The organism is Streptomyces sp. N35, from assembly GCF_016464295.1.
Taxonomy (GTDB): domain Bacteria; phylum Actinomycetota; class Actinomycetes; order Streptomycetales; family Streptomycetaceae; genus Streptomyces.
In genome coordinates, this window is record NZ_JAEIMH010000039.1 from 75,207 (window position 1) to 81,471 (window position 6,265).

3 protein-coding genes and 2 tRNA genes are annotated in these 6,265 nt (G+C 69.5%); 4 read left to right on the plus strand and 1 reads right to left on the minus strand.

Features of this window, described 5'->3' with window-relative positions; translation table 11 throughout:
• Positions 1-81 precede the first annotated feature (81 nt).
• Entirely contained in the window at positions 82-639 is a 558-nt protein-coding gene (locus JAO81_RS21990; RefSeq protein WP_199549619.1) for a PPA1309 family protein, read from the minus strand.
• Between the two features lie 191 nt (positions 640-830).
• Between JAO81_RS21990 and JAO81_RS21995 the strand changes: the two genes are divergently transcribed.
• The 4 genes from JAO81_RS21995 (at position 831) to JAO81_RS22010 (ending at position 6,263) form a co-directional block, all read left to right on the plus strand.
• Entirely contained in the window at positions 831-3,749 is a 2,919-nt protein-coding gene (locus JAO81_RS21995) for a UPF0182 family protein (RefSeq protein WP_199549628.1), read from the plus strand.
• 48 nt (positions 3,750-3,797) lie between these two features.
• A tRNA-Met gene (locus JAO81_RS22000) sits at positions 3,798-3,871 on the plus strand.
• 298 nt (positions 3,872-4,169) lie between these two features.
• Complete coding sequence (locus tag JAO81_RS22005; RefSeq protein WP_199549620.1) at positions 4,170-6,098, plus strand: tetratricopeptide repeat protein; 1,929 nt, start codon at positions 4,170-4,172, stop codon at positions 6,096-6,098.
• 91 nt (positions 6,099-6,189) lie between these two features.
• A tRNA-Met gene (locus JAO81_RS22010) sits at positions 6,190-6,263 on the plus strand.
• Positions 6,264-6,265 lie beyond the last annotated feature (2 nt).

The window sequence follows — 6,265 nt, forward strand, 5'->3', positions numbered from 1 at the left end:
ACTCCTACCACGAAGGGGGCTGGGGGGGGGGGGCGCCGCACCGGTGGCGGCCCCCCCCCCCCGTATCCGAGGGACAGAGCGTCAGCCGGCGAACGTCGCCGTCAGCGCCTCCGCAAGCCCCGGCACCAGGTCCGAGCCGGTCAGCACGTCCTTCGGCGAGTCCTTCTCGCGCAGCCGCAGCGCCGACTCGCGCGTGCCGTTGCGCAACACTCCCACCGTCATGCGCACCTCCTGACGGTCCGGGTGCTTGCCGACCCACTTCGCCAGCTGCGCCTCGTCAAGACCGTCCGGAACGGATGCCTCCGCCGACGGCGGCAGCATCAGACGCTCGACCGTGAGCGCACAGCCGGCCACGGCGTCGGGCCAGGCGATCGTGCCGAGGAACTCGTCCAGCGGGGCGCCGGCGGGCAGTTCGTCCTGCTCGATGGGGGTCAGCGCGCCGGCCGTCTCCTCACCGGTCAGACCGAGCCGGTCGGCCAGGCCCGGTTCCTGCGCGCGCAGCTTGGCGGTGTCCACCAGGGCGAACAGACGGGCGGGCTGATCCCAGCCGAGACCGCCGACATACTCGTCGATTTCGAGTACGGCACGGGTCAGCGGGCTCGCGGCCATCGGGGGGCCGGAGGGAGAAACATTCGACATGGCCCATATCCTGCCTGGTTCAGACCCCGGACGAAGAACTCGGCCGCACCGACTCGGACATCACGGATCGGAAACGCCAACCCTGGTCCGGGAACTGAGTAAAGCTTCAGTAAGTTGCACGAGTGGGCTCTACGATCGCGGAGCCCCCACACCGACCGCCGAACTTCGAGGTGCGCACCTTGGCTTTCCAGATGCCGGACCGCGGCTCAGGCCCCCCTTCGGGGCCACGGATCAGAGTGGGCCGTCCGTCCCGGCGTGTCCGCACCCTGCTGATGACGCTCGGCGTCCTCGCCGTGCTTTTCATGGCGTTCGTGATGTTCGCCGGGTTCTGGACGGACTGGCTGTGGTACCGGTCGGTCGACTACTCCTCGGTCTTCGCCAAGACCCTGTGGACGAAGATCGGCCTGTTCGCCGTCTTCGGTCTCCTGATGGCCGCGGCCGTCGGCGTCAACATCTGGCTCGCGCACCGGCTGCGCCCGCCGCTGAGCGCCATGTCGCTCGAGCAGCAGAGCCTCGACCGCTACCGCATGGGCATCGCCCCGTACAAGAAGTGGATCCTGCTCGCGATCACCGCCCTGGTGGGTCTGATCGCCGGCGCGTCCGCCGCGGGCCAGTGGCGTACGTGGCTGATGTGGGTGAACGGGGTGCCGTTCAACCAGAAGGACCCCCAGTTCGGCCTGGACGTGGCGTTCTACGCGTTCGATCTGCCCTGGTACCGCTTCCTGCTCGGCTTCGGCTTCGCCGCCGCCGTGCTCTCGCTGATCGCCGCCGCGCTCACGCACTATCTGTACGGCGGACTGCGTGTCACCGGCGGCGCCCGCGCCACCTCGGCCGCGACCGGTCATCTCTCCGTGCTTCTCGGCCTGTTCGTGGCCCTGAAGGCCGTGGCGTACTGGCTCGACCGGTACGGACTCGCGGTCAAGTCCAGTGACTTCAAGGCCACCGGCAACTGGACGGGTCTGCGCTACGTCGACGCCAACGCGTATCTGCCGGCGAAGACCATCCTGTTCTGCATCGCGGCCATCTGCGCCGTGCTGTTCTTCGCGACGCTGTGGCGCCGCACCTGGCAGCTGCCCGTCATCGGCTTCGGTCTGATGGTGCTCTCGGCGATCCTGATCGGCGGTCTCTACCCGGCGATCGTGCAGAAGTTCCAGGTCGAGCCGAACGAGCAGGCCAAGGAGCAGGAGTACATCGAGAAGAACATCGAGGCCACGCGCAAGGCGTACGACATCGACGGCGTCCAGATCACGGACTACTCGGGCAAGGGCAAGACCGGTGACTCCGACACCGCGAAGGCCGACCAGCGCAAGCAGGCGGACGCCCAGGCCAGTTACCGCCTGATCGACCCCAACGTGGTGGGCCCGACCTTCGACACGCTGCAGCGGCTGCGCAAGTACTACCAGTTCCCGACCACCCTCGACGTCGACCGCTACAAGGACGCCTCGGGCAAGGAGCAGGACACCGTCATCGGTCTGCGCGAGCTGGACCTCGACGGCATCCCGAAGCGGAACTGGATCAACGACCACTTCACGTACACCCACGGCTATGGCGCGATCACGGCCAAGGGAACCGGCACGGACCCGAACGCCGACCCGGCGGGCTCCCCGGAGTTCACCGAGAAGGGCCTGCCGACCACGGGTCAGCTGCCCAAGGGGTACCAGCAGCGGATCTACTACGGCGAGAAGACCGAGCAGTACTCGATCGTCGGCGGTCCGCAGAAGGAGCTCGACTACGAGAAGGACGGCGAGCAGACCACCAGTTACGAAGGTGACAGCGGGGTCAACCTCTCCAACCCGATCAACAGGGCTGCCTACGCGGTCGCGTTCAGCGAGCCGCAGATCATGTACTCGGGCGCGATCGGCGAGGGTTCCAAGATCCTCTACAACCGCACGCCCAAGGAGCGCGTCGAGGCCGTCGCCCCCTGGCTGACCATCGACGGCGACGCCTACCCGGCGGTCGTCGACGGTCGGATCCAGTGGATCGTCGACGCCTACACGACGACGAACGGCTATCCGTACGCCTCGCGCACCACGCTCGGCGACACCACGGCCGACTCGCTGACGGCGGCCAACAACCAGCGTGCGGTGGTGGCCCAGCAGAACCAGGTCAACTACATCCGCAACTCGGTGAAGGCCACCGTCGACGCGTACGACGGCAAGGTGAAGCTCTACCAGTGGGACGAGAAGGACCCGGTCCTCAAGACGTGGATGAACGCGTTCCCGGGCACGGTCGAGAAGAAGAGCGCGATCTCGCCCGAGCTCAAGGAGCACCTGCGCTACCCGCAGGACCTGTTCAAGGTGCAGCGCGAGCTGCTCACCCGCTACCACGTCACCGAGGCGCCGCAGTTCTACAGCGGTTCGGACGTCTGGCAGGTGCCGGACGACCCGACCAACAAGGAGAAGAACGCGGTCCCGCCGTACTACCTGAGCCTGAAGATGCCGGAGAAGGGCAAGACACCGGCGCAGCAGGAGCAGAAGTTCTCGCTGACGACCACGTTCACGCCCAACGGCCGGCCGAATCTGCAGGCGTTCATGGCGGTCGACGCCGATGCCAACAGCAGCGAGTACGGGACGATAAGAGTCCTGAACGTGAAATCGGAAGTGCCAGGACCCCAACAGGTCCAGTCCGAACTCAACGGCAACAACGAAGTCGCGACGTTCGTCCGCGACCTCAGAGGCACGGACTCGGACATCGTCTACGGAAATCTCCTGACGATCCCGCTGGACGAGGGCTTCCTGTATGTCGAGCCGGTCTACGTCAAGGGTGGTAACGCCAACTACCCGCTCCTGAAGAAGGTCGGCGTCTCCTACACGGGCGCGCGCGACCCCGTCTTCAAGGACACCCTCGCGGAGAGCTTCGACGCGGTCTTCGGGGCACAAGGCGCCGATCCCGAGGTGCCACCCTCCGAGGACCCGGAAAAGCCCACGCCACCGCCCTCCAGCGACCCGACGGTCAAGGAGGCGCTGGATGAGGCGCAGAAGGCCTTCGACGAGGCCGACAAGGCGCTGAAGGCGGGCGACCTCTCCGGCTACGACGAGGCCATGAAGAAGGCCGAGGAGGCCGTGAAGCGAGCCATCGAGGCCGAGGGCAAGGCCCGCAAGGACGACTGAGCTGGTCAGAGCTCCGTCCCGCGCCGTGGTACGGTTTGGACACAACGGCGCGGGGTGGAGCAGCTCGGTAGCTCGCTGGGCTCATAACCCAGAGGTCGCAGGTTCAAATCCTGTCCCCGCTACTGAAGACCGAGGCCCGGATCTCTTGGAGATCCGGGCCTCAGTCATGTCCGGGACCGGGAGACCGGTCACGTCCAGGGCCCGACCTCACCGTGTCCGGCGCCCTCCGCGGGCGTTCTCGTACTCATGTCCCTTGAACGCGGGGGCAGTTGATACCCGTGAGTGTGACAACTGCGCCGTGCGGGGGGAGTTGGCAGATCTGTGTTTGACTTGTCTCCCTGTGGGCATGTCGACAAAACGCTGAAGTGACCTCACAGGTCGGGGTATACCAGGTGTACCCGGGTTGCAGGTGGTGCGACGATGGAACTTATGGGGGACAGGGCAACTCTGTTGGAGACAGGGCGACTTACGCAGTCGGCCGACCGGGAGGATCCGGCCACGGCCGTCGATGAGGCACGCCATCGCCACGCCGCCGAATGCGGCGATATCGCCTCGATGAGCGTCCTCGGCTCCCTGCTCCTTCGCCGCGGCGACCTCGACGGCGCCGAGCCCTACCTGCGCAAGGCCACCGCCGACGGCGACCGCGCGGCCGCCAACAACCTGGGCGTGCTCCTCCACCAGCGCGGCTACGCGGACGAGGCCGCCGGCTGGTGGCGTATCGCCGCCGTGGCCGGCAGCGCCGCGGCCGCGCACGCCCTCGGCCGCCACCACCGCGAGCGCGGCGACGAGCCCGCAGCCGAGTACTGGCTGCGCCAGTCCGCCGAACAGGGCCACACCCTGGGCGCCTACGCGCTCGCCGACCTCCTCGAGCACCGCACCGACGTCGGCGCCGAGCGCTGGATGCGCGCCGCCGCCGAGCGCGGCCACCGCGAGGCCGCGTACCGCCTGGCCCGCGCCCTGGAGCGCCGCGCGGCCGAGACCCGCGGCGCCCTCACAGGTACGGCGCCGGCGCGGCCCTTCGGGCAGGGCGCGGACTCCGCGTACGACAAGAGCGCGGACCCCTCGTACGCGAACGGCGGCGCCTGTGCGCAGGAGACCCCCGAACCCGACACCGGCAGCCGCATCCTCGGCGGCAGCCTGCTCGCCGAGGCCGAGCAGTGGTACCGGCAGGCCGCCGCACGCGGCCACCGCCGGGCCGCGCTGCAGCTCGGCGCGATCCTGGAGCGCCGCGGCGACCTCAAGGAGGCCGGACGCTGGTACCTCACGTCCGCCAAGGACGGCGAGGCCCGCGCCGCCTGCGCGCTCGGCTTCCTGCTGCGCGACGCCGGCGATGAGGACAGCGCCGCCGTGTGGTGGCTGAAAGCCGCCCAGAACGGCGACGGCAACGCGGCCAACGCGCTGGGCGCCCTGCACGCCGAGCGCGGCGAGACCCAGACCGCCGAGCGCTGGTACCGCGCCGCCATGGATGCGGGCGATGTGAACGGTGCGTACAACCTCGGTCTGCTCTGCGCCGCGCAGAGCCGCAGCCGGCAGGCCGAGCAGTGGTACCGCCGCGCCGCCTACGCCGGCCACCGCGAGGCCGCCAACGCCCTTGCCGTGCTGCTGATGCAGGGCGGCGACACCGCGGGCGCCGAGCCCTGGTTCTCCAAGGCGGCCGAGGCCGGCAGCGTGGACGCCGCCTTCAACCTCGGCATCCTCTACGCGGGGCGTGACGAGGAGCCGGTGGCCTTCGAGTGGTACGAGCGGGCCGCCGCGGCCGGGCACACCGAGGCCGCGCTGCAGGTCGGTATCGCGCATCTGCGCGAGGGCGACCGGCAGAGCGCCGAGCGGCATCTGCGCTGCGCGGCGGGCGGCGGCAGCGCCGAGGCCGCGTACCGGCTCGGCACCGTCCTCGACCGGGGACCCCGTGACGGCCGCCATGGTGTCGCGCTCGGCGAGGTCGCGGCCGAGAAGACCGAGTGCGAGGAGTGGTACGAGCGGGCCGCCGAGCTCGGGCACCGGCGCGCGCAGGTGCGGATGGGCACCTTCGCCGCGGCCCGTGACGATGTGGTCGAGGCGGCCCGCTGGTACCGGATGGCAGCGGAGGCGGGCAGCCTCGGCGGCGCGTTCAACCTCGGACTGCTGCTCGCCCGCGAGGGCAGCGAGCCCGAGGCTCTCGTCTGGTGGCAGCGCGCGGCCGACGCCGGGCACGGCCGGGCGGCGCTCCGGCTCGCCCTGCTCTACGCGCGTCGGAGCGATCTTCCCGAGGCCCAGCGCTGGTGCGCCAAGGCCGTCTCGTACGGGCCCGCCGAGGTGACCGAACGGGCCGCGCGCCTGAGCGAGGCGCTGCAGCAGGAGCTCACCGCGTGAGCACCCGCCGCAGCGCCTGAGGTGGCCCTGAGCTGGTCACGGATAGCGATTTGCGCTGGTCGTCGCCCTGCCGTAAGGTTGGGTTCACCGACGCGGGGTGGAGCAGCTCGGTAGCTCGCTGGGCTCATAACCCAGAGGTCGCAGGTTCAAATCCTGTCCCCGCTACT